The following is a 23,180-nucleotide window of genomic DNA, read 5'->3' as shown; positions in this document are numbered from 1 at the left end:
ACTTATCAAGGCCGGCCGGCGGGTTCGCCGCCGCGCCGGTCCCACGCCGCAACGGCGACGGCGCGCCATGAAACACCGCACACCGCTGCGCGCCGCGTTGGCTGTCGCCGCCTTGGGCCTGGTGGCCTTCGGGGGCTGGATCGCGTCCTTGCCGGCCCCGCCCGCCCCGGCGGCCGCCCAGCCGGTCCCATCGGCGCAGACCCAGGCCACGCTGGCGGCGCTGGCTCCACCCAAGCGCCCGCGCCCCCTGGTGGCCATCGTCGGCCTCAACGACGCGACCGAGACGACCGACTACCTCATGCCCTACGGCATTCTTCGGCGATCCGGCGTGGCCGATGTGGTGGCGCTCGCGACCGAGGCCGGTCCGGTGAAGCTCTACCCCGCGCTGACGGTGGAAGCGGACGCGACGCTCGCGCAGTTCGATGCGCGGCACACCGATGGCGCCGACTACGTCATCGTGCCCGCGATGAGCCGGGACGACGACCCGAGGGTGCTCGCCTGGATTCGCACCCAAGCGGCCAAGGGCGCGATCGTCATCGGCGTGTGCGCGGGCGCCAAGGTGGTCGGCGCGGCCGGCCTGCTCGACGGCAAGCGGGCGACGACGCACTGGTACTACCTGGACCAGTTGCGCGAACGAACGCCGTCGATCCGCTACGTGGCGGACCGGCGCTTCGTGGCCGACCAAGGCGTGGCGACCACGACGGGGATCTCGGCCTCCATGCCGATGTCGCTGACGCTGATCGAGGCCATCGCGGGCCGCGAAAAGGCCGAGGCCACCGCGCGCGACCTGGGCCTGGCGCACTGGGACGCGCGCCACCGCAGCGCGGCGTTCCGCTTCACCCGACCATTTGCGCTCACGGTCATGGGCAACACCCTCGCCTTCTGGAACCGCGAAGCGCTGGGCATCGAGCTCGTGCCCGGAATGGACGAGGTGTCGCTGGCCTTGGTGGCGGACGCCTGGTCGAGAACCTACCGCTCGCGGGCGGTGGCGTTCGCGCAAGCGCCGGGGCCGATCGAAGGCCGCCATGGCCTGCGCCTCGTTCCCGATCGGGTGAGCGTGGACTGGCCGGCGCAGCGCTTGCTGCCGGCCATCACCGCCGCTCCCCCTGCGCAGGCCTTGAACGACGCCCTCGCGCGCATCGAGGGCCGCTACGGCGCCAAGACGGCCGAGGTGGTGGCGATGCAATTGGAGCTCCAGCCGTCCCACTGAGCACGGTGGTCCACCCGTCGGGGCTCAGGGCGGAACGTCCAGCGGCGGCCGCGGCGCGTCCCCGGACCGGGCCGCCGGCCGCCACTCGCTCCACGCATACGCCGGCAGGGCCAGCGCCAGCGGCATCAGGTAGTGCGCCGCGCGGTAGGCCAGCACCGCCGCCAGCGCTTCGTTCAGCGGCACCACGCCCGCCAGCGCCGCCGCCACCACCGATTCCAGCACCCCCAGACCCGAGGGCACATGCGTCAGCGCCCCCGCCACGCCGGCCAGCAGCAGCGCGCCCAGCACCAAGGGGTACGGCGCGCGGCCCTGCAACAGGTTCCACAGGCTCAGCGCCATCAGCATCCACACCGCGGCGCCCATCGCCGCCTGCACCAGCGCCACGCGGGCGCCCGCCAGCGGCAGCGTGTGGCCGCGCCAGCGCAGCGCCTTGCGACCCCCGAACGCGCACAGCGCGTGGTAACCCACGGCCACCAGCAGCAGCACGGCGCCCAGCGCGCGCAGCGCGCCCGCGCCGGGGGCCCCATCGACCCGCAAAGGCGGGGGCGAGCACACCAGCACCGTGCCCAACACCCAGCACCAGCCCAGCCAGTTGGCGATGAAGCTGTGCGTCACCATCTGTCCCACCGTGCCCGCCGACAGGCCGGCCCGCGTGTACAGGCGCAGCCGCATGCCCACGCCGCCGATCAGCGCGCCGAAGTTGAGGTTGAAGGCGTAGGCGATGGCGGCCACCGCGAGCGTGCGCCCGCGGGTGATGCGCGCGCGCACCAGCCGGCGCCCGATCAGGTCGTAGGCGGAGAACAGGGTGTGCGCGCACAGGGCCAGTGCCAACGACGCGAACACCACGCGCAGCGGCAGCTCGCGCAGCGAGGCCCACACCCGGGCCCATTCCACCTCGCGCGCCTGTTGCGCCACCAGATAGAGCACGGCCGCCGCCAGCAGCCAGGGCAGCCAGCGGCGCGCGTGCGGCCACAGGCGCTTCAAGGCCCGGCCCGAGCTCATCGCCCCTCCTGTACGGGCGCGGGCTCTGGCTGGACGGGCACCACGCGCGGGCTGGCATGGTGCGCCCAGCGCGCCCAGGCCGGGAAACGCCGCAGCGCATGGAACACCACCAGGCTGCGCAGCACGATCCAGGCCGAGCGCAGCCGGCCGGGCCGCGACAGGCGAACGGGCTCGCAGCTGCGCCGCAGCACCTGGTCCAGCGTGTCGCGCAGCACGGCGGCGAAGGCCTGGTCGCGCACGACCACGTTCGCCTCCAGGTTCAGGCTCAGGCTGGTCGGGTCCAGGTTGCTCGATCCCACCGTGGCCCAGTGGTCGTCGATGACGGCCACCTTGGCGTGCAGCGGGCGCTCGGTGTATTCGTGGATGCGCACCCCCGCGCGCAGCAGGTGTTCGTACAGCAGCATGGTGGCGCGCTGCACCCAGGGCATGTCGGGATTGCCCTGCAGGATGAGGTCCACGCGCACGCCGCGGCGCGCCGCGCGGCGCAGGTCGCGCACCAGGCGGTAGCCGGGGAAGAAGTAGGCATTGGCGATGAGGATGCGCGAGCGCGCGCTGCGGATGGCGGCGCGGTAATGGCGCTCGATGTCGGTGGTGTGGCGGTCGTTGTCACGCGTGACGAAGGCGGCCACCGCGCCCTCGGCGGGTCCCGGTGGGTCGTCCGGGTGGCGACGCTGGCGCAAGCGGCGCCAGCGCTGCAGCCACATCTCGCGCGGGGGCTGCGGCGTGTTCAGCTTGGTGCGGCAGTAGGCCTCGATCTGCTCGACCAGCGGCCCCTCCAGGCGCACGGCGTAGTCGAGCTTGGCCTGCGGGTCCAGGCCGATGACGTGGTCGCGCGAGTAGTTGATGCCCCCCACGAAGGCCACGCGCCCGTCGACGACGGCCAGCTTGTTGTGCATGCGCCCCAGCATGTTGATGCGCGCGCCGAAGAGCCGGCGCACCGGTTCGAAAGCGCGCAGCCGCACGCCCGCGTCGAGCAGGCCCTGGGTGAACTCCGCGCCCAGGTCGGGTGACCCCCAGCCGTCGACGAGCACGTGCACCTCGACGCCGCGTTCGGCGGCGCGCATCAGCGCGGCGCGCAGCTCGCGGCCCACCGAGTCGTCGAACCAGATGAAGGTCTCGATCAGCACGGCGTGCTTCGCCGCGTCGACGGCCTGGAACACGCAGGGGTAGTAGTCCTCGCCGCAGCACAGCAGCTCGATGCGGTTGCCCGGCAGCCAGCGCGAGTTCATGGAACGGGTGGCCGTGTTCATGCGGCCTCCCCGAGGCGAACCTCCGCCGCCAGCGGCGCGTGGTCGGACAGGCGCGACCAGGGGTGGCGCGGCATGGGCAGCGGCCGCACCGAGGCCACGCCACGCACGTAGATGCGGTCGAGCCGCAGCAGCGGCCAGGCGGCCGGGAAGCTGCACGCGTGCCGGCCCTGGGTCTGGCGGAACACCTCGCTCAGGCCGATGCGCGCGAGCCGCGCGTCCGCGCGCTGGCGCCAGTCGTTGAAGTCGCCCGCCACGATCAGGGGTGCGTCGGGCGGCACCTCGCTGTCGATGACCTCGCGCAGCGCGGCGATCTGCGCCTGGCGATCGCGCTCCAGCAGGCCCAGGTGCACGCACATCAGGTGCAGGGCGGGCAGCGTTCCGTGGCTCACCACGCAGTGCAGCACGCCGCGCTGCGGCACCGTGTGCGGCCCCGAGAGACAGTGGTTGCGGCTCTTGACGATGGGAAAGTGCGAGAGCACGGCGTTGCCGTAGCTGTCGCGCGGCGCCACGGCGTTGCGGCCGTAGGCGTGGTCCTTCCAGATGCTGTCGGCCAGGAACTCGTACTGCGACACCCCGGGGTGGCGCTCGTCCGGCTCGCCGCCGCCGCGCACCTCCTGCAGGAAGACCAGATCGCTTTGGACCGCGCGCACGGCCTCGCGCAACTCGTGCAGCACGAAGCGCCGCTTGAAGAAGCTGTACCCCTTGTGGATGTTCACCGTCAGCACACGCAGGCTCCCCCGCTCTCTCTGCACGGGCATTGCACACTCCTTCCGGTCGCGCCCGGCGACGTCTTGTTCATGAGGCCGTCCATGGTGCGCGTGCCAGTGGGGGGCGGGGGCAACCACCGGTAAATGCGCCCCCGGCGCAGCCGGTCGCTGCCTGCCGGCTGATTGACATTTCGGCCGGGGGTGCTAGGGGGCCGCATCGGGCGCGGGGGGGCTGCGCGGCGTGCGCGCGGCGGCGGTGGCCCCGGGGCGATCGGCTACAGTGTTCGGCTGTTCTCGCCCGCCTCCCGCCCGCCGACCGTGACCGACTCCCTGGCCGCCCACACCCCCATGATGCAGCAGTACCTGGCCCTCAAGGCCGGGCATCCGCACACGCTGCTCTTCTACCGCATGGGGGATTTCTACGAACTGTTCTACGAGGACGCCGAGAAGGCCGCGCGGCTGCTGGACATCACGCTGACGCAGCGCGGCCAATCGGCCGGCAAGCCGGTGGTCATGGCCGGCGTGCCCTTCCATTCGGTGGACACCTACCTCGCGCGGCTGATCAAGCTCGGCGAGTCGGTCGCGATCTGCGAACAGGTGGGCGACGTGGCCACGGCCAAGGGGCCGGTGGAGCGCCAGGTGGTGCGCGTGGTCACCCCCGGCACCCTGACCGACGCCGAGCTGCTGTCGGACAAGAGCGAGTCCCTGCTGATGGCCGTGCACGCGGGCGCGCGCACGGGCTGCGGCCTGGCCTGGCTGTCGCTCACGCAAGGCATCGTGTTCCTGGCCCAGTGCGCCAGCGACGAACTGGCCGACTGGGTGGCCCGCCTGGCGCCCGGCGAACTGCTCTACAGCGCCGAGACCACGCCCGCCTTCGAGCAGCGCGTCATGGCCCTGGCCGGCGCGCCCACGCCGCAGGGCGGCAAGCTGGTCACGGTGCTGCGCCCGGCCTGGGCCTTCGACGCCGCGCTGGGCCAGCGCAAGCTGCTCGAGCAGCTGCAGGCCGCCAGCCTGGCCGCCTGGGGCGCCGAGGACCTGGGCGACGCGCACGCCGCCGCCGGCGCCCTGCTCGCCTACGCCGAACACACCCAGGGCCGCGCGCTGGCCCATGTGCGCAGCCTGCAGGTGGCGCGCATCGACGAGCGCATCGACCTGCCACCGAGCACGCGCCGCAACCTCGAGCTGGTGCAGACCCTGCGCGGCGAGAGCAGCCCCACGCTCTTCTCGCTGCTCGACACCTGCGCCAGCGGCATGGGCAGTCGCGCGCTGCGCCAGTGGCTGCTGGAGCCCCGGCGCGACCGCGCCGAAGCGCGCGAGCGCCTGGGCGCCATCGGCGTGCTGCGCGCGGGCCCCTGGCAGCGCCTGCGCGAGCGGCTCAAGGGCTGCAGCGACGTCGAGCGCATCACGGCGCGCATCGCGCTGCGCCAGGCCAAGCCGCGCGAGCTGGTGGGCCTGGGCCAGACCCTGGGCCGCGCCGGCGAACTCGCGTCGGCCCTGGCCCCGCTGGGCACCGACGCCCTGCTCGCCCGCCTGGCCACCCATCTGCAGCCGCCCGCCGGCTGCGCCGAGCTGCTGCAGCGCGCCCTGCTGAGCGAACCCTCGGCGCTGGTGCGCGACGGCGGCGTCATCGCAGACGGTTTCGACCCCGAGCTCGACGAGCTGCGCGGCCTGCAGCAGAACAGCGACGCCTTCCTCATCGAGTTGGAGGCGCGCGAGCGCGCGCGCACCGGCATCGCCAACCTGCGCGTGCAGTTCAACAAGGTGCACGGCTTCTATATCGAGGTCACGCAGGGCCAGCTCGACCGCGTGCCCGACGACTACAAGCGCCGCCAGACGCTCAAGAACGCCGAGCGCTTCATCACGCCCGAGCTCAAGGCTTTCGAGGACAAGGCGCTGTCGGCGCAGGAGCGCGCGCTGGCGCGCGAGAAGTGGCTGTACGAAGGTCTGCTCGACAGCCTTCAGGCCTTCATCGACCCGCTCACCACCCTGGCGCGCGCGCTGGCCGCGCTGGACGCGCTGTGCGCGCTCACCGAGCGATCGCTCACGCTGAACTGGTGCGCGCCCAGCTTCGGCAGCGAACCGGGCATCGAGATCCGCGGCGGCCGCCACCCAGTGGTGGAGGCCCGCCTGGCCGAGACCGGCGCGGGCGCCTTCATCGCCAACGACACGGTGCTGGGCCCCAAGGCGCGCATGCAGGTCATCACCGGCCCCAACATGGGCGGCAAGAGCACCTACATGCGCCAGGTGGCGGTCATCGCCCTGCTGGCCAGCATGGGCAGCCACGTGCCCGCGCAGTCGTGCCGCCTGGGCCCCATCGACGCCATCCACACCCGCATCGGCGCGGCCGACGACCTGGCCAATGCCCAGTCCACCTTCATGGTGGAGATGACCGAGGCGGCGCAGATCCTGCACACCGCCACGCCCAACAGCCTGGTGCTGATGGACGAAATCGGCCGCGGCACCTCCACCTTCGACGGCCTGGCGCTGGCCGGCGGCATCGCCGCGCACCTGCACGACAAGGCGCGCTGCTTCACGCTGTTCGCCACCCACTACTTCGAACTCACCGAGTTCCCCGCCACGCACCACGCGGCCGTGAACGTGCACGTGAGCGCGGCCGAGGGCGGCAGCAAGGGCATCGTGTTCCTGCACCAGATCGAGCCCGGCCCCGCCAGCCGCAGCTACGGCATCCAGGTGGCCCGGCTGGCGGGCGTGCCCGCCCCGGTGGTGCAGCACGCCCGCCACGCCCTGGCCGCGCTGGAGGCGCACAGCGCCGAGCAGCAGACCCAGGTCGACCTGTTCGCGCCGCCGCCCGCGGCCGAGGCGCCCGAAGCGCACCCGCTGGTGGCCGCCCTGGCCGCCATCGACCCCGACACGCTGAGCCCGCGCGACGCGCTGGACCAGCTCTACCAGCTGAAAAAACTCGCCCAACAGGCCGCCACCGAGGCCGGGAGCCCGTCATGACCTACTGCGTCGCCGTCAAACTCAAGGCCGGCATGGTCTTCCTGTCCGACTCGCGCACCAACGCGGGCCTCGACCAGATCAGCTCGTTCCGCAAGATGATGGTCTACGAGAAGGCCGACGACCGCTTCATGTGCCTGCTGTCGGCGGGCAACCTGAGCGTCTCCCAGTCGGTGCGCGAGATGCTGCAGACCGAGCAGCTCGACGACCACGAGGGCGGCGAGCCCATCACCATCTGGAACGCGCGCAGCATGTTCGACGCCGCGCGCGTGCTGGGTGCGGCGGTGCGCCACGTGTGGCAGCGCGACGGCGAATCGCTGCAGCGCGCGGGCGTGGACTTCAACGTCTCGCTGATCTTCGGCGGCCAGATCCGCGGCGAGGGCATGCGCCTGTTCCAGGTCTATTCGGCCGGCAACTTCATCGAGGCCACGGCCGAGACGCCTTTCTTCCAGATCGGCGAGTCCAAGTACGGCAAGCCCGTGCTCGACCGCGTGATCACGCCCGAGACGCCGCTGGACGAGGCGGCCAAATGCGCGCTGGTGTCCATGGACTCCACACTCAAGTCCAACCTGTCGGTGGGCCTGCCGCTGGACATGGCGCTGTACGAGGCCGACACCCTGCGCATCGACAAGATCGTCTGCATCGAAGAAAACAACCCCTACTTCCGCATGGTGCGCAGCACCTGGGGCCGCAAGCTGCGCGAAGCCTTCGACGACATCGAGCACCCCACCTGGGACGGCAGCCAGACCAGTGTGCCGCTGATCTGCGACAGCGAGCGCCTGGGCCCGCTCAAGAAAATCACCAACCCGCGCGAGCGCCTCATCTAAGGCGGTGCGAGAGAGCCCCGGCGTGATCGTCTTCTCCCACGCCAACAGCTTCCCCGCGGGCACCTACCAGGCGCTGTTCCGCTCGCTGCGCGCGCGCGGTCACACCGTGCGCGCGGTGGAGCAGTTCGGCCACGACCCGCGCTACCCCGTCACCAGCAACTGGCCGCACCTGGTGCAGCAGCTGGCCGACTTCGCCGCCGCCGAGGTGGCGCGCACGGGTCAGCCCCCCTGGCTGGTGGGCCATTCGCTCGGCGGCTTCCTCAGCCTCATGTGCGCGGCGCGCTACCCCGAACTGGGCGGCCAGCGCGTGCGCGGCGTGCTGCTGATCGATTCGCCGCTGCTGGGCGGCTGGCGGGCGCGCACGCTGGAGCTGGTCAAGCGCACGCAGCTGGTGGGTTCGATCTCGCCCGGACGCATCAGCCGCAAGCGCCGCCAGGCCTGGCCCGACGCGGCCGCCGCCCTGGAGCACCTGCGCCACAAGCGCGCCTTCGCGCACTGGGACCCGCAGTGCCTGAGCGACTACATCGAGCACGGCACGCACGACGCCGACACGCCCCAGGGCCCTCAGCGCGTGCTGAACTTCGACCGCGAGGTCGAGACGGCCATCTACAACACCCTGCCCCACAACCTGGACCGCCTGCTGCGCCGCCACCCGCTGCGCTGCCCGGTCGGCTTCATCGGCGGCACCCGCTCGCAGGAAATGCAGCAGGTGGGCATGGCCATGACGCGCCGCGTGCTCGGCCCAGGCGGCGAGGCACGCCAGCGTTTGATCGAAGGCTCGCACCTGTTCCCCATGGAGCGGCCCCAGGAAACGGCCGCCGCCATCGACGAGCTGCTGGCCGCGATGGCCTGAGCGCAGGCACCGGACCACCCCCGTATCGCCCCCGATGGTGGAGGCCCCCCATCGATATATGCTCGCCGCCGTGACCACCGACGACGCCCCGCCCGCCGACGCCACCCCCGACACCGCCAGCGCCCGAGCCTTGCGCCGGCTGCGCCTTCTGCTCACCTCCTGGAACCCGCACCGCCACCCCTGGTGGCTGCGCATCGGCGTGGCGGTGCTGCTCACCGCCGCCGCCACCGCGCTGCGCGTGGCGCTGGCGCCGGCAGAAAGCGGCGGGCGCTTCGTCACCCTCACGCTGGCGGCCGCGGTCTGCGCGCTCTACGGGGGTTTTCGCATCGGCATGCTCAGCACGCTGCTGGGCATGGCGGCGGTCAACTTCCTCCTGGTGAAGCCCTATTTCAGCTTCGCCATCAGCGACCTCCACGAGGCCTTCTGGCTCAACTTCTGGCACCTGCTCACGCAGCTCGTGGTGGTGGGTTCCATCGCGCTGATGCAACGCCAGACGCGCGAGCTCCATGCCACCATGGAACAGGCCCGCCGCAACCACCAGCGCATGCTCGACACCTTCGAAAACAGCGCCACCGGCGTCGTGCACACCCGCCCCGACGGCCGCTGGATCCGCATCAACCGCAGCTACTGCGAACTGCTGGGCTACACGCGCGAAGAACTCGAGCGCACCAACTGGCAGCAATACACCCACCCCGACGACCTGGCGGCCGACCTGGCGCAGATGCAGCGCGTGCTGCGCGGCGAAACCGACCACTACACGATGGAGAAGCGCTACTTCCACAAGCGCGGCCACATCGTCTGGGTGCTGCTGTCGGTTGCGCTGATCCGCAAGGCCGACGGCTCGCCCGACTACGAGATCGCGGTGGTGCAGGACATCACCGAGCGCAAGGCCATCGAGGAGGCCTTGCGCACCAGCGAGCGGCTGCTGTCCCAGGCGCAGGAACTGGCCCAGATGGCCGGCTGGCGCTACGACGCGGCGCGGCGCGAGTTCACCTCGCTGGGCAACGCGCACGTGATCATGGGCATCCCGCGCTCGGTGTTCAGCGACCTGGACATGGTGGCCGCCACCCACCCCAACGACCGCGAGCGCATGCAGCAGGCCTGGGCCGACGCCTTCCGGCTCGGCCGGCCCTACGACATCCAGTATCAGCTCAACCTCACGGGCGACTGGCGCTGGGTCTCGGTGCGGGCCGAGTTCGAGCGCGACGCCACCGGCCGCGTGACCCACGGCCTGGGCATGCTGCTCGACATCACCGAACACAAGCGGGCGGAGCTGCAGATCCAGCAGCTCAACGCCTCGCTGGAGGAGCGCATCCGCGAACGCACCCAGGCCCTGAAGGCCGCGTACGACGAACTGGAGAGCTACTCCTACGCGGTCGCGCACGACCTGCGCTCGCCGCTGCGCATCATCAACGGCTTCGCCCAGGCGCTGAAGGAAGACAACCCCGCGCTGCCGGCCGAAAGCCACCGCCACCTGGCGCGCATCCGCGAGGCGAGCAAGAAGATGGGCGAGCTCATCGACGGCCTGCTCAAGCTGTCGCAGATGGCGCGCGGCGAACTGCAACGCGCGCCGGTGGACCTGTCGGCCATCGCCACGCGGCAACTGCGCGAGCTGGCGGCCACCTCGCCCGAGCGCCAGGTGAGGTGGTCGGTGCAGCCGGGCCTGGTGGCCCTGGCCGACGAGCCGCTGATCGAGGCCCTGCTGCAGAACCTGCTGCACAACGCCTGGAAGTACAGCGCCCAGACCGAGCGGGCGACCATCCAGCTGCACATGCAGGAGCGCGACGGTCGGCGCGAGTTCGTGGTGGCCGACAACGGCGCGGGCTTCGACATGGCGCGCGCGGGCAAGCTGTTCCAGCCCTTCCAGCGGCTGCACCTGCCGCAGGAATTCGCCGGCCTGGGCATCGGCCTGGCCACGGCGCGGCGCATCGTGCTGCGCCACGGCGGCGAGCTGCGCGCCGACAGCGCGCCAGGCCAGGGCGCGCGCTTCTACTTCACGCTGCAGCCGCAGGCCTGAATCGGGCGCTCGTCAGGCCGTCCAGTTGATCCAGCCGCCCCAGGCGGTGAGCGCGATCAGCACGCCGAACGCGATGCGGTACCAGGCGAAGGGCACGAAGGTGTGCGACGAGACGAAACGCAGCAGCCAGCGCACGCACACCCAGGCCGACAGCCAGGACACGATGAGGCCGGTGGCGAAGAACGGCAGGTCGGCCATGGACAGCAGGTCGCGGTTCTTGTAGAGGTCCAGCGTGGCCGCGCCCAGCAGCACCGGCAGCGCCAGGAAGAAACTGAACTCGGTCGCCGCGCGCCGGCTGTAGCCCACCAGCATGCCGCCGATGATGGTGGCGCCCGAGCGGCTCACGCCCGGCACCAGGGCCAGGCACTGGATCAGGCCGACCTTGAGCGCGTCGGTCCAGCGCACGTCGTCCACGGCCTCCACGCGAACCGGCGCGCCGCGCGCCTGGCGCGCCTCCGCCCAGAGCATGATGAAGCCGCCGACGATGAAGCCGGCCGCCACCACGAAGGGGTGGAACAGCACGCTCTTGATGACGCCGATGAACAGGAAGCCCAGCACCGCCGCCGGCAGGAAGCCGATCAGCACGTTGGCCGTGAAACGGCGCGCCACCGCGTCGCCCGTGGGCAGGCCGCGCAGGGTGTCGAGGATGCGCTGGGCGTAGACCGAGACGATCGCCAGGATCGCGCCGGTCTGGATGACGACCTCGAAGACCTTGACCTTCTCGCCCGTGAGGCCGAGCAGGTGGCCCGCCAGGATGAGGTGGCCCGTGGAAGAGACGGGCAGGAATTCGGTGAGGCCTTCGACCACGCCCATGAGGGCGGCCTTGATCAGCAGAATCGGGTCCATGCGGTGGGGGGTTCGGAGAACGCGGTTGGGCAGTCGGGCATTCTAGGTGGCGCGCCGGCCGCGGCCCGCGGGCGCGAAACAAAGCGCAACGGCCGCCCGCGCGGCCGCGTGCTATGTTCGCGGCCATCATGCCCAAGACCCTGCGCTACACGCTGATTTCGCTCAAGGAGATGCTGCTGTCGGGCAGCCCCATCGTGCTGATCACCATCGCGCTGGTGGCCTTCACCTGGTGGTGGCTCAAGCCCAATCCGCCCACGCGGGTGGTGCTGGCCACCGGGCCGGAACAAAGCGCCTACGACACCTTTGGCCAGCGCTACGCCGAGGCGCTCAAGCGCCACGGCATCACGGTGGAGCTGGTGCGCACCGAAGGCTCGGCCGACAACCTGGACCGGCTGCGCGAGGGCACGGTGGAGCTGGGCTTCGTGCAGGGCGGCACCGCCGACATGGGCTACGACGACGACGAGAGCATCGTCTCCCTGGGCAGCCTGTTCGTGGAGCCGCTCTGGCTGTTCTACCGCGAGGCCGCCGCGCGCAAGATCAGCCCCAGGGATGGCACGCTGCGCAACCTGGCCGAGCTCAAGGGCTGGCGCGTCAACGTGGGCACACCGGGCAGCGGCGTGCCGCGCCTGTTCAACCGCCTGCTGGAGGTCAACCGCATCGAGCCCGGCCAGATCACGCTGAGCCGGCTGGAGCAGACGCCGGCCACCGTGGCCTTCCTGGACGGCCAGCTCGACGCCGTGGTGTTCGCTTCGGCGCCCGAATCGCTGATGGTGCAGATGCTGCTGCAGACCCCGGGCGTGAAGCTGCTGGACTTCGCCCAGGCCGAGGCCTACTCGCGCCGCTTCGGCTACCTCACGCCGGTGACCATGCCACAGGGCATGGTGGACCTGGCGCGCAACGTGCCGCCGCGCAACGTGCGCCTGGTGGCCTCCACCACCTCGCTGCTGGCGCGCTCGGACACCCACCCGGCCATCCTGCAGCTGTTCGCGCAGACGGCCATGGAGGTGCACAGCGGCGCCGGCTGGTTCAACCGCGCGCGCGAATACCCGAACCTGGACCACAGCGAATTCCCCGCGGCGGGCGAGGCCGAGCGCGCCTACAAGGGCGGCCTGCCCTTCCTGCAGCGCTACCTGCCCTTCTGGGCGGCCAGCGTGATCGAGCGCATGTGGCTGGCGCTGGGCCTGATCATCGCGCTGGCGCTGCCGCTCTCGCGCATCGTGCCGCCGCTCTACACCTTTCGCATCCGCTCGCGCGTGTTCCGCTGGTACGCGGAACTGCGCGAGGTGGAGCAGCGCGCCGAGTCGGGCAGCGCCACGCCCGACGACCTGCTGGAGCAGCTCGACGGCATGGAAGCCAAGGTGGAGAAGGTGGTGGTGCCGCTGTCGTACACCGACGAGCTGTACGCGCTGCGCAACAACATCCACCTGGTGCGCAAGAAGCTGCTGCGCCGCCGGGACAGTGGCGGCGGCGACCCCCAGGACGAGGACACGCCCGCCCGCACGGCGGCGGATCGCGTCGGCTAACGCTTGCCCGAGTTCTTGAGGGCCTGCTGGGCCACCGCGTCCAGCGCCTCGTCGACCACGCTGTGGTCGGCCACCACGCGCAGCTTGTCCTGCTCGATCAGGCGGTCCACGCCGCGGCGCGTCATGGACATGGATTTTCCCGAGGCGGTGCCGAACAGGAACAGCGTGCCGTGCGGGCTGGCCCAGGTGAGCTGCACGCGCAGCGCCTGGCCTTCCTGGTACAGATCGAACCAGCTGCCCACCGCGAGCGAGGTGGCGTCGCGCAACACCATCCCGGCCTTGATGTCGACCCATTCGCGCTGCATGGGCTGGGTGGCCGCGAAGCCGGGCTGCGTGGTCTCGGGCAGCGAGTCGTCGTAGAAATTGGTGGCCTTCGCCTCGTGCTGGCGCATCCAGAGCTCGGCGTCGTCGGGGTTGAGCACGCTGGCGTCGGCCTCGGCCGGCGCGGGTGCGGCCTCGCCGCTGCGCTGGGTCTTGTAGGCGGCCTCGTGCAGGCCCATCAGGGTCTGGAAGAAGGCCTCGACCTTGTCACGCGGGTAGTCGATGGCGTCCAGGCCTTCGCGCAGGGTGCGCAGCACCGGCGGGATGATGCGCACCAGGCGCGGCCGGTTCTGGCTGGCCAGCGCCAGCTGGCTGGACCACAGCAGATCGGACAGGATGTCGACGTAGCGCTTGGAGGTGGGGTCGCCGGAGGTGAGCGGCGGGTTGTCGGCCTCGTCGATGCGTGCCTTGGCCACCACCTGCGCCCACACGCCGGTGAGGAAACGGCGCACCGGGCCCGGCGTCCTGGGGTAGTCGGGCCGGGCACGGAATTCGTTGGCGATCTTCTCGGCCAGCAGCTTGCGCTGCTCCACCTTCACCAGGGTCTGCACGGCGCGGCCGCGCGCCTCGCGCTCGCCGCGCGGCACGGCGCGGTCCTCGAACTGGCGCAGCTGGTCGAGCAGCGTGGGGAAGCGGTCGGCCAGGTCGGTCTTGCCGGGGCGGCGCAGTTCGTACACCACGTGCCGCAGCTCCTGCAGGAAGCCGCTGTAGCCCTCGTCCTGTTCGCTGGTGAATGCCAGGCTGCGCGCGGTTACGGCATCGAGCAGGCGCCGCGCGGGGTTGTTGCGGTCGGCGAAGAAGCGTGGGTTGCTGGTGGCGAGCTCCAGCAGCGCGGGCTTCATCTCCTGCAGGTGGCCGCGCACCGGCTTGAGCAGGCGCTTGTCGGTGGCGATGCGCTGCATCATCAGCGTCACCACCTCGCCGGCCAGCGCGCGGGTCATGGCGTCGTTGGCGCGGCGAGCGCCCTCGCCGCCTTCGGTGTCGCCCACCAGCAGGCGGTGCAGGTGGTCCAGCGTGAGCAGGGCCTCCTGGTCGCTCATCGGGCCTTCAAGCAGGTCCTGGCCCATGAGTTCTTCCTCGACCACGGCGCGCGACTCGGGCGCCATCACGACCGCGTAGCCGGCCGGCTGCACGCCCTGGGCGTTGAGCCAGGCGCTCAGGTGGCGGTAGAACAGGTCGAGCGATTCACCGAGCGACGTGGCGCCCACGCGCAGCCAGCGGGCGCGCGCGGCGGGCGTCACGTCCAGGCCCTTCAGCGAGGACAGCAGGGTTTCGACGAAGACCTGCACGCGCAGCGGATTGAGCTCGGCGTTGACCACCTTGAAGCCCTGCGCGGTGGACAGGCGCGCGGTGAATTCGTTGAAGGCGTCGTCGGCCGACAGCATGGCCGTCTGCTGCGCGCGGGCGATCTCCACGCGCTCGTGCACCTGGTCGTCGCCCATGAGTTCGAGTTCGTCCAGGCTGAGCGCGGGCTTGCGCGCCTGCGCGCTCGCGGCCGGGGCCTGCTCCAGCCGATCGGCCAGGGCGGACAGCCAGTGGCGGGCCACCGCGTCGCGCTGGCGGTGCACCGCCTGGTGGGCCTCCAGCAGGGCCTGGCGCTCGTGGACCTGGGTCTGCGCCAGCTCACGCTCGCGCAGCAGGCCGTGCACGCGGTCGATCCAGGCGGGGATCCATTGCCGGCACTGGTCCAGTGCCTCCTTCAGGCAGAGGTCAAGGGCCGGGAGGGGGGAATTGGGCATGGCAAAGGCATCGACGACGAACGGCGGGGGCATTGTGCCCCGCGAACCATAGTCCCAAAAGGGCGGAAAAGGCCAGCCCGCCCCGGCAATTCAGGCCTTGGTGTCGCCCGGCGCCGACAGCAGCTCGCGCCAGCCCTGCGGCCCGAGGCGGCGCAAGGTGTCCATGTTGCGGGCCACGATGGCGTCCGCGTCGCCACCCTCGCTGGCCACGGCGCGGGCCACGCTGTCCTCGCGCAGCAGGTGCAGCGTGGGAAACGGCGAGCGGTTGGTGGCGTTGGTGATGTCCTCGGGCTCGGTGCCCTCGAAGCGGTAGTCGGGGTGGAAGCTGGCGACCTGGATCACGCCCTCCAGGTCGTGCTCGGCCACCACCTCGTCGGCAACGCCGAGGAAGTCGTTGAAGACCTCGAAGTCGGGGAACAGCGTGGGGTGAACGATGAGCGTGGTGTCGATCCGCTCGGGCGGCGTGGCCGCGAGCAGCTCGAGCTCGCGGTCCAGGTCGTCGAGCAGGCCGTCGACGTGGCGCGCGGTGCTCACCACGATGCGCACCTGGTTCTTCACCCACACGGCGCGCGCGAACGGGCACAGGTTGAGGCCGATGACGGCCTTCTCGATCCAGTGCCGCGTCGCGGCGACGACCTGCTCTTCGGTCACGCCAGGCTCTTGAAGCGCGGGCGCTTGGGCGCGGCGCCCTCTTCGCCCAGGCGCTGCTTCTTGTCGGCCTCGTACTCCTGGTAGTTGCCGTTGAAGAAGAACCACTGGCTGTCGCCTTCGGCGGCCAGGATGTGCGTGCAGATGCGGTCGAGGAACCAGCGGTCGTGGCTCACCACCAGGGCCGAGCCGGCGAACTCCAGCAGCGCCTCTTCCAGCGCGCGCAGGGTTTCCACGTCGAGGTCGTTCGAGGGTTCGTCCAGCAGCAGCACGTTGCCGCCTTCGCTGAGCATCTTGGCCAGGTGCAGCCGGCCGCGCTCGCCGCCCGAGAGGTTCTTCACCAGCTTCTGCTGGTCCCCGCCCGAGAAGTTGAAGCGCCCGCAGTAGGCGCGGCTGGGCATCTGGAACTTGCCCACGGTGATCATGTCCAGGCCACCGGAGATGTCTTCCCAGACGGTCTTGTCGCCGGCCAGGCCGTCGCGGCTCTGGTCAACGGCGGCGATCTTCACGGTCTGGCCGATCTTGACCTCGCCGCTGTCGGGCTGCTCCTTGCCGGTGATGAGCTTGAACAGCGTGGACTTACCGGCGCCGTTGGGGCCGATGATGCCGACGATGGCGCCCGCGGGCACCGAGAAGCTCAGGTTGTCGATCAGCAGGCGGTCGCCGTAGCTCTTGCTCACGCCCTTGAACTCGATGACCTCGTTGCCCAGGCGGTCGGCCACGGGGATGAAGATCTCGTTGGTCTCGTTGCGCTTCTGGTATTCGACGTCGCTCAGTTCCTCGAAGCGGGCCAGGCGCGCCTTGCTCTTGGCCTGGCGGCCCTTGGCGTTGGAGCGCACCCACTTGAGTTCTTCCTTCATGGCCTTGCGGCGCGCGTCCTCGGTGCGCTGTTCCTGCTCGAGGCGGGCTTCCTTCTGCTCCAGCCAGCTGGAGTAGTTGCCCTTGTAGGGAATGCCATGGCCGCGGTCGAGTTCGAGAATCCACTCGGCGGCGTTGTCGAGGAAGTAGCGGTCGTGGGTGATGGCCACCACGGTGCCAGAGAAGCGCTGCAGGAAGTGCTCCAGCCATTCCACCGACTCGGCGTCCAGGTGGTTGGTGGGTTCGTCGAGCAGCAGCATGTCGGGCTTGGACAGCAGCATGCAGCACAGGGCCACGCGGCGCTTCTCGCCCCCCGAGAGCAGGCCGATCTTGGCGTCCCAGGGCGGCAGACGCAGGGCGTCGGCGGCGATCTCGAGCTGGTGCTCGGAGTCGGTGCCGGCGGTGGCGATGATGGCCTCCAGCTGGGCCTGCTCCGCCGCGAGCGCGTCGAAGTCGGCGTTTTCCTCGGCGTAGGCCGCGTACACCTCGTCCAGGCGCTTCTGCGCGGCGCGCACCTCGCCCATGCTGTCTTCCACGGCTTCGCGCACCGTCTGGTCGGGATTGAGCTGAGGCTCCTGCGGCAGGTAGCCGATGCGGATGCCCGGCATCGGGGTCGCTTCGCCTTCGATCTCCTTGTCGAGGCCGGCCATGATCTTGAGCAGCGTGGACTTGCCCGAGCCGTTCAGGCCGAGCACGCCGATCTTGGCGCCCGGGAAAAAGGACAGGGAGATGTCCTTGAGGATCTGTCGCTTGGGCGGCACGATCTTGCCGACCCGGTTCATGGTGAAGACGTACTGAGCCATGGTCTTTCTGTGGGAAATTTGCAGCGCGAGGCATCGCGCGAAACCACGGATTATCGACCCATGCGACAATACGGCCGTTCGGGCACGTCAGTTGGCCCGACACCAGCTGCCTGCTGGGGCGTGCCTCCCGCGCGGACGCCGCCAACTCCCCCTGAAATCCATCGGCCCCGGACTGAGCGGGGCGGCACCCGAGCGGTGCTCCCCGTGTGGCCGATGCCCCAGCGCCCTGGAAGGGCGCAGATTCACATAATGACATTCGAAGAATTGAACCTGGCCCCGGCCATCGTGCAAGCCGTGCACGAGCACGGGTACCACACGCCCACCCCCATCCAGGTGGAGGCCGTCCCCGCCGTGCTGGCGGGCCGCGACCTGCTCGCCGGCGCCCAGACCGGCACCGGCAAGACCGCCGCCTTCACGCTGCCCATGCTGCAGCGCCTCTCCCAGGGCCAGCGCCCGACCAACCGCTTCGGCGGCATCGGCATCCGCGCCCTGGTGCTCACGCCCACGCGCGAACTCGCCGCCCAGGTCGAGGAATCGGTGCGCGTCTACGGCAAGCACGTGAACCTGACCTCCGCCGTGGTGTTCGGCGGCGTGGGCATGAACCCCCAGATCGACGCCATGAAGCGCGGCGTGGACATCCTGGTGGCCACGCCGGGCCGCCTGCTCGACCTGCAGCAGCAGGGCTTCCTCGACCTGTCGGCCGTGCAGATCCTCGTGCTCGACGAGGCCGACCGCATGCTCGACATGGGCTTCATCCACGACGTGAAGAAGGTGCTGGCCCTGCTGCCGCAGAGCAAGCAGAGCCTGCTGTTCTCCGCCACCTTCAGCGACGAAATCCGTGACCTCGCCCAGGGCCTGCTGAAGGACCCGCAGCACATCCAGGTCACGCCGCGCAACACCACGGTGCAGCGCATCACCCAAGTGATCCACCCCGTGGGCCGGGGCAAGAAGAAGTCGCTGCTGGTGCACATCATCCAGTTGCACAACTGGAGCCAGGTGCTGGTCTTCACCCGCACCAAGTTTGGCGCCAACAACGTGGCCGACTACCTCAACAAGAACGGCATCACGGCCATGGCGCTGCACGGCAACAAGAGCCAGGGCGCGCGCACCCAGGCGCTGGCCGGCTTCAAGAGCGGCGAGATCCGTGCCCTGGTGGCCACCGACATCGCCGCGCGCGGCATCGACATCGATGAGCTGCCGCACGTCGTCAACTACGACATCCCCAACATCTGCGAAGACTACGTGCACCGCATCGGCCGCACCGGCCGCGCGGGCCGAGAAGGCCAGGCGGTCAACCTCGTGAGCCTGGACGAAGAAGGCTTCATGATGGAGATCGAGCGCTTCACCAAGCAGCAGATCCCGGTGGAGATGTTCGCCGAGTACATGCCCGAGCCCGGCGAGAAGGCCGAGCCCATCGCCATGGGCCGCCAGACCCTCTGGGGCGGCGCGGGCAAGCCGCCCAGCCGCGACGTGATGGCCGCCGCGGCCAAGGCCGCGCGCCAGGAGATGGTGCAGCGCATCCGCGAGAAGAAGTCCAACGAAGGCCAGGGCCAGGGCCAAGGCCGGGGTGGCCGCGGCCAGGGTGATGGTCAGCCGCGTGGCCAGGGCCAGGGTCAGAAAGCCAAGGGCCCGCGCCCGCAGGGCAACGGCCAGGGCGGTCAGCACCACGGCCAGGGTGGCGGCGGCCAGGGCCAGCCGCGCCAGCGCCCGCCGCGCGGCGATCGTCCGCCGCGCGCCGAAGGCGAGGAAGGCTACGAGCGCCAGCCAGGCCCCAACGCCCACCTGGGCAGCCTGCGCATCCGCGAGCCGCGCCCACGCCAGGCCAACCCGAACGGCCAGCCCGATCCGCTGCGCACCGGCATCGACGCCATGCGCACCAGCAACCGCTTCAAGAAGAAGAACAACAACAAGAAGGGTGGTGGCGGTGGCGGCCAGCGCGGCGAAGGCAACGTCGATCCGCTGCGCACCAACTACGGCCGCATCGGCAACAACTAAACCACCCCCGCCGCGCTTCGCGCGGCCCCCTCAAGGGGGGCGCCGGCGGCCCGGCAAAGCCGGTTCCGCGGCGTCCCTGGGTTGGAGCACGGGACACGCGCCCAGTCCGTCGGCTGCGGCCAGCTTCAGGTCTTGACGAAAGCCGTCACCAGCGGCTCATCGCCCAGCTGCCGGCTCCAGTGGCCGTGCACGGCCGGATCGAACGTGGCGCCGGGGGGCAAGGTGTCGGCCGAGTAGAAGTGCTCGCCCGGGCCGAACACGCGGCTGCTGCCGTCCTGCAGGCCGATTTCCATGCGTCCGCGCAGCACGATGAGCCACTGCGGCGCGTCCGTGCAATGGAACTGGCTGCGAAACCCCACCGGGCTTTCGCGCAGCACCAGACCGCTGGCCGGCTGAGGGGCCGACAGGCGGGCGGCGGGCGAGCCGCCGTCCAGCGCCAGCGCTTCTTCGCGGAAGCGCGCACGGCCGTCGGTGTCGGTGAACAGAATGACGCGGGTGAAGGTGCTCATGGGGGCTCCGCAAAGGCCCGGTTTCTACCAGATGCGCCCCCGTCGATTCGGGCCGCGTTTTCGCGCACACTTGGTTCTTTGCCCGCCAAACCATGCGCCTGCTCCTTGCCGAAGACGACACCATGTTGGGCCAGGGCCTTGAAAAAGGCCTGGGCATGGCCGGTTTCACCGTGGACTGGGTGCGCGACGGCCTGGCCGCGCAAGCCGCCTTGCAGGCCGGCGGCCACGAGGTGCTGCTGCTCGACATCGGCTTGCCGCACCAGGACGGGCTGCAGCTGCTGCGCTGGATGCGCGAGCAGTTGCTGGACATCGCCGTGCTGGTGGTGTCCGCGCGCGACGCCGTGAGCGACCGCGTCGCCGGCCTCAACCTGGGCGCCGACGACTACCTCACCAAACCCTTCGACCTGGACGAGCTGGTCGCGCGCGTGCACGCGCTGGCCCGCCGGCGCCATGGCCGACCGCAGCCCGAAATGCGCCTGGGCGCGCTGGTGCTGAGCCCGCCGCGGCGCGAGGCCACGCTGAACGGCGAGCGCCTGGCGCTGTCGCCGCGCGAGTTCGACCTGCTGGCCACCCTGATGGAACGCCCCGGCCACGTGCTCTCGCGTGAGCAGCTGGAGCAGCGCCTGTACTCCTGGCAGGACGAGGTGCTCAGCAACGCCGTCGAGGTGCACCTGCACCACCTGCGCCGCAAGCTCGGCCCGGCCTGGGTGCGCAACGTGCGCGGCGTGGGCTACAAGCTGGTCGAACCGGTCGACCCCCAATGAGGTCCCTGCGCCAGCGGCTGCTGCTGTGGCAGATCGGCGCGCTGGTGGCCGCCGCCGCGCTGGAAGGCCTCATCACCTACCAGCTGGCCTGGGACGGCTTCAACCGCTCCCGCGACAGCGTGCTGCAATCGATCGCCTACTCGGTGGTCCGCCACGGTCTGCGGCCGCCACCAGGCGCCGCCAGCCCGTCCCCGCCGGCGCCGACCACCGCCCCGGACACGCCCGAGGGCCCGGCTCAGGACCTGGGCCACTTCACCACGCAGATCTGGACCGCCCAGGGCCGGCTGGTCTACAGCTCGGTGGTCGGGGGCGGGCCGCCGCTGCAGGCCCCGGGGCTGAGCGTGGCGAGCTGGAACGGCGAGGACTGGCGGGTCTACACCCTGGCCGAACGCGACCAGATCGTGCAGGTGGCCGTCACCAACGCCGATCGGCTGGCGCGCTTCGGCGAGCTCCTGCCCGGCCTGCTCGCGCCGCTGGGCGTCCTGGTGCTGGTGATGTGGCTGCTGATGCAAGCCGCCGTGAACAAGGCCCTGGCGCCGCTGAACGCCTGGGGCCGCGACCTGCGCCGCCGTGAGGGCGGCGAGCTGCACGCCGTGGGCACCGCGGCGCTGCCCGAGGAACTGGTGCCGCTGGGCGATGCGCTCAACCAACTGCTGGCGCGCGTCGAGGCCCTGCTGGGCAGCCAGCGCGCGCTGCTGGCCGACGCGGCGCACGAGCTCAACACGCCCCTGGCCGCGGTGAAGCTGCAGGCCCAGCTGGCGCGGCGCAGCGGCGAGGCCACGCGCACGGCGGCGCTCGACGAGCTCGACCGCGGCATCGAACGCGCCACCCACCTGGTGGCGCAGCTGCTGCAGATGGCCCGGCTGGAGCCCGGTGTGCGCGAGCGCGAGCCGCGCCCGCTGCGCCTGGACATCCTGGCGGCCGGGGTGGTGGCCGCCTTCTCGGCGCGCGCCGACCAGCGCGGCATCGACCTGGGCCTGGCGCCCAGCGACGCCGCCTGGGTGGCCGGCGACGAGGAAGACCTGCGCGTGCTGCTGAACAACCTGGTGGACAACGCGCTGCGCCACGCCCCCCACGGCGGGCGCGTGGACGTGCAGGCGCGCACCGAGGGCGGGCGCGTGCGGCTGACGGTGGACGACAACGGCCCAGGCATCCCCGAGGCCGACCGCGAGCGGGCGACGCGCCGCTTCGTGCGCCTGGACGGCTCCACAGCCCCGGGCAGCGGCCTGGGCCTGTCCATCGTCGCGCGCGTCGTGGCGCAGCACGGCGGCGCGCTCACCCTCGCCGAGCGCGAGGGCGGCGGCCTGAGCGTGCGCGTCGAGCTGCCCGCCGCGCCCGAGTCGCGCTAAACTGTTTCCGTTTTCGCAACAATTAGAGGCCTGCACGGCCAGACAACGATCCCATGGACCGATTGCATTCCATGCGCGCTTTCCAGCGAGTGGTGGACGAAGGCGGCTTTGCGGCCGCCGCGCGCGCGCTGGACCTCTCCCCCGCCGTCGTCACGCGCCTGGTGGCCGACCTCGAGGAACACCTGGGCACCCGCCTGCTGCACCGGACCACGCGCCGCGTCTCGCTCACCGAGGCCGGCGAGGTCTACCTGGAGCGCGTGCGCCAGATCCTGCTCGACCTGGAAGAGGCCAGTGCGCTCGTGAGCTCGCAAACGCAAGAGCTGGCCGGCGTGCTGCGCGTGCTGGCGCCGCCCGTGCTGGCCATGCACGTGCTCGCGCCCATGCTCGCGGGCTTTCGCCAGGCCTACCCCAAGATCCGGCTCGACATCGAGGTGGAGTCCCACCGCGAGCCGCCGGTGGAGGACTACGACATCACCCTCATCGGCGCCGACGCCAGCTTCGACGCCAACGTCATCGCGCGCAAGGTGGTCAGCACCGAGGGCATCCTGCTGGCCTCGCCCGCCTACCTGGCGCGGCGCGGCCATCCCCAGCGCCCGGAAGACCTGGCGCAGCACGACCTGCTGCGGCTCAAGCCGGCCGCGGGGCGCTCGCGCAAATGGCGCCTGCTCAACGCCAACGAGAGCGACCGCGTGGTGGAGGTGGATGCCCAGCCCGTGGTCTGGGCCAACCACAACGACACCCTGATCCACGCCGCGCTGGACGGCGCGGGCATCACCGCCACCTCGGTGGAACTGGCCGCGCCGCTGCTGGCCGACGGCGACCTGGTGCGCGTGCTCAGCCCCTGGATCACCAACCGCCTGACCATGTACGCCGCCCTGCCCAGCCGCAAGTTCGTGCCGCGGCGCACGCAGGTTTTCCTCGACCACCTCATCGAACAGACGCGCGCGCGCGTCGACCAGGCCCTGGCCACCTGCATGGCCTGCTGATGACGGAGACACCGC

General features: G+C 71.1%; 18 protein-coding genes. 10 read left to right on the top strand and 8 right to left on the bottom strand.

The genetic code is table 11. The annotated features are described in order from the left end of the window. The first annotated feature begins 67 nt into the window (after positions 1-67). Positions 68-1,210 (top strand): DJ-1/PfpI family protein, encoded by a 1,143-nt coding sequence (locus BHU06_RS02835; protein WP_070397607.1) that lies wholly within the window; start codon positions 68-70, stop codon positions 1,208-1,210. 24 nt (positions 1,211-1,234) lie between these two features. Here BHU06_RS02835 and BHU06_RS02830 read toward each other — a convergent pair whose 3' ends face one another. The 3 genes from BHU06_RS02830 to BHU06_RS02820 are packed head-to-tail and all read right to left on the bottom strand — an operon-like array spanning position 1,235 to position 4,220. Further along, positions 1,235-2,212 carry a lysylphosphatidylglycerol synthase domain-containing protein gene (locus BHU06_RS02830; RefSeq protein ID WP_070397606.1) on the bottom strand — a complete coding sequence of 326 codons (978 nt, stop codon included), beginning with the start codon at positions 2,210-2,212 and terminating at the stop codon, positions 1,235-1,237. Beyond that, positions 2,209-3,462: a cardiolipin synthase ClsB gene (clsB, locus tag BHU06_RS02825; protein ID WP_070397605.1), complete on the bottom strand. Its 1,254-nt coding sequence runs from the start codon at positions 3,460-3,462 to the stop codon at positions 2,209-2,211. The genes BHU06_RS02830 and clsB overlap by 4 nt, the downstream gene beginning before the upstream one ends. Then, positions 3,459-4,220 carry an endonuclease/exonuclease/phosphatase family protein gene (locus BHU06_RS02820; protein WP_070397604.1) on the bottom strand — a complete coding sequence of 254 codons (762 nt, stop codon included), beginning with the start codon at positions 4,218-4,220 and terminating at the stop codon, positions 3,459-3,461. The genes clsB and BHU06_RS02820 overlap by 4 nt, the downstream gene beginning before the upstream one ends. Before the next feature lie 297 nt (positions 4,221-4,517). Between BHU06_RS02820 and mutS the strand changes: the two genes are divergently transcribed. The 4 genes from mutS to BHU06_RS02800 are packed head-to-tail and all read left to right on the top strand — an operon-like array spanning position 4,518 to position 10,824. Continuing rightward, entirely contained in the window at positions 4,518-7,130 is a 2,613-nt protein-coding gene (mutS, locus tag BHU06_RS02815; RefSeq protein WP_070397773.1) for a DNA mismatch repair protein MutS, read from the top strand. Beyond that, positions 7,127-7,954 carry a proteasome-type protease gene (locus BHU06_RS02810; RefSeq protein WP_070397603.1) on the top strand — a complete coding sequence of 276 codons (828 nt, stop codon included), beginning with the start codon at positions 7,127-7,129 and terminating at the stop codon, positions 7,952-7,954. The genes mutS and BHU06_RS02810 overlap by 4 nt, the downstream gene beginning before the upstream one ends. Before the next feature lie 22 nt (positions 7,955-7,976). Then, positions 7,977-8,807 carry an alpha/beta fold hydrolase gene (locus tag BHU06_RS02805; RefSeq protein ID WP_070397774.1) on the top strand — a complete coding sequence of 277 codons (831 nt, stop codon included), beginning with the start codon at positions 7,977-7,979 and terminating at the stop codon, positions 8,805-8,807. 58 nt (positions 8,808-8,865) lie between these two features. Beyond that, a complete protein-coding gene (locus tag BHU06_RS02800; protein ID WP_070397602.1) occupies positions 8,866-10,824 on the top strand; it encodes a PAS domain S-box protein in 1,959 nt (652 codons plus the stop codon). Positions 10,825-10,836: 12 nt separating this feature from the next. Here BHU06_RS02800 and BHU06_RS02795 read toward each other — a convergent pair whose 3' ends face one another. Beyond that, positions 10,837-11,670 (bottom strand): undecaprenyl-diphosphate phosphatase, encoded by an 834-nt coding sequence (locus BHU06_RS02795; RefSeq protein ID WP_070397601.1) that lies wholly within the window; start codon positions 11,668-11,670, stop codon positions 10,837-10,839. Between the two features lie 128 nt (positions 11,671-11,798). On the opposite strand from BHU06_RS02795, the gene BHU06_RS02790 reads away from it, so the two are divergent. Further along, a complete protein-coding gene (locus BHU06_RS02790) occupies positions 11,799-13,193 on the top strand; it encodes a TAXI family TRAP transporter solute-binding subunit (RefSeq protein WP_254668102.1) in 1,395 nt (464 codons plus the stop codon). Here the strand turns inward: BHU06_RS02790 and BHU06_RS02785 are convergent. From BHU06_RS02785 to ettA, 3 genes are all read right to left on the bottom strand, one after another. After that, positions 13,190-15,253: a DUF1631 family protein gene (locus tag BHU06_RS02785; protein WP_175442783.1), complete on the bottom strand. Its 2,064-nt coding sequence runs from the start codon at positions 15,251-15,253 to the stop codon at positions 13,190-13,192. The genes BHU06_RS02790 and BHU06_RS02785 overlap by 4 nt on opposite strands. 90 nt (positions 15,254-15,343) lie before the next feature. Continuing rightward, on the bottom strand, positions 15,344-15,904 hold the full coding sequence (locus BHU06_RS02780) for a DUF1415 domain-containing protein (RefSeq protein WP_070397599.1): 561 nt from the start codon (positions 15,902-15,904) through the stop codon (positions 15,344-15,346). Then, positions 15,901-17,562, bottom strand: a complete 1,662-nt coding sequence (gene ettA / locus BHU06_RS02775; protein ID WP_070397598.1) for an energy-dependent translational throttle protein EttA — start codon at positions 17,560-17,562, stop codon at positions 15,901-15,903. Before ettA ends, BHU06_RS02780 begins: the two co-directional genes overlap by 4 nt. 249 nt (positions 17,563-17,811) lie before the next feature. Between ettA and BHU06_RS02770 the strand changes: the two genes are divergently transcribed. Beyond that, entirely contained in the window at positions 17,812-19,557 is a 1,746-nt protein-coding gene (locus tag BHU06_RS02770) for a DEAD/DEAH box helicase (RefSeq protein ID WP_070397597.1), read from the top strand. A gap of 125 nt (positions 19,558-19,682) precedes the next feature. On the opposite strand, the gene BHU06_RS02765 is transcribed toward BHU06_RS02770, so the two are convergent. Beyond that, the gene (locus BHU06_RS02765) at positions 19,683-20,066 is read right to left on the bottom strand and encodes a hypothetical protein (protein WP_070397596.1); all 384 of its coding nucleotides are present in this window, start codon (positions 20,064-20,066) and stop codon (positions 19,683-19,685) included. A 92-nt stretch (positions 20,067-20,158) separates the two neighbouring features. Between BHU06_RS02765 and BHU06_RS02760 the strand changes: the two genes are divergently transcribed. The 3 genes from BHU06_RS02760 to BHU06_RS02750 are packed head-to-tail and all read left to right on the top strand — an operon-like array spanning position 20,159 to position 23,165. Beyond that, positions 20,159-20,830: a response regulator gene (locus tag BHU06_RS02760; protein ID WP_070397595.1), complete on the top strand. Its 672-nt coding sequence runs from the start codon at positions 20,159-20,161 to the stop codon at positions 20,828-20,830. Beyond that, positions 20,827-22,179 carry a HAMP domain-containing sensor histidine kinase gene (locus BHU06_RS02755; RefSeq protein WP_070397594.1) on the top strand — a complete coding sequence of 451 codons (1,353 nt, stop codon included), beginning with the start codon at positions 20,827-20,829 and terminating at the stop codon, positions 22,177-22,179. Before BHU06_RS02760 ends, BHU06_RS02755 begins: the two co-directional genes overlap by 4 nt. A 53-nt stretch (positions 22,180-22,232) precedes the next feature. Next, positions 22,233-23,165 carry a LysR family transcriptional regulator gene (locus tag BHU06_RS02750; RefSeq protein WP_070397593.1) on the top strand — a complete coding sequence of 311 codons (933 nt, stop codon included), beginning with the start codon at positions 22,233-22,235 and terminating at the stop codon, positions 23,163-23,165. Positions 23,166-23,180 lie beyond the last annotated feature (15 nt).

Origin of the sequence: Hydrogenophaga sp. PML113 (assembly GCF_001777155.1) — a bacterium.
Classification (GTDB): domain Bacteria; phylum Pseudomonadota; class Gammaproteobacteria; order Burkholderiales; family Burkholderiaceae_C; genus Hydrogenophaga; species Hydrogenophaga borbori.
This window is presented reverse-complemented; position numbering and strand designations above follow the sequence as displayed.